Below are 761 nucleotides of genomic sequence, written 5' to 3'. Positions count from 1 at the left end.
GAAATAATCGCCCCATGGCGGACATGGAAACTGAAAAGCAGACAGGACGAGATGCGGTATCTCGCAAGGAGAAAAATTCCCGTTCCTGTAGCGAAGAAAAAATCTTACAGCATGGACGACAACCTTTGGCATATTTCCCATGAGGGGCTTGAGCTTGAAGACCCTGCGACTGAACCGCAGTTAAAAAAAAGCTTACCATGATCGTACCGCCTGAAAAAGCGCCTAATAAGCCTGAATATGTGGAAATCGAATTTGAAAAAGGCGTCCCCGTCTCCCTAAACGGGAAAAAAATGGAAGGCGTTCAGTTGATTAACGCGCTCAACAAAATAGGCGGCGCAAACGGCATCGGCGTTGCAGACTTGGTGGAAAACCGCGTTGTCGGAATGAAAAGCAGGGGCGTATATGAAACCCCAGGCGGATCTATCCTCTACTACGCCCATCAGGAACTTGAGCACCTCTGTCTTGACAGGCAGACTTATTCATTCAAGCAGCAAGTTTCGCTAAAATTAAGCGAACTTATCTACGGCGGCCTCTGGTTCACTCCGTTACGCGAAGCGTTATGCGATTTTGTTGACAGCACCCAACGGACTGTAACCGGCAAAGTAAGGCTTAAACTTTACAAGGGTTCGATAAACGCCGCAGGAGTAACGTCAGCCTATTCGCTTTACAACACAAGCCTCGCGAGTTTTACAACGGGAGAACTTTTCAACCACGCCGATGCAAAGGGCTTTATAAAACTCTACGGTCTTCCCGTGCTTGTC

Annotated in this window: 1 pseudogene; it reads left to right on the top strand. The window is 48.1% G+C overall.

The features are described 5' to 3' along the window. A pseudogene (locus ACYVRH_RS13770) lies at positions 1-761 on the top strand (argininosuccinate synthase); the annotation flags it as partial.

Source organism: Treponema sp. R80B11-R83G3, from assembly GCF_054786115.1.
The sequence above is the reverse complement of the archived record's forward strand: the minus strand, read 5'-3'. Positions and strand labels throughout refer to the sequence as shown.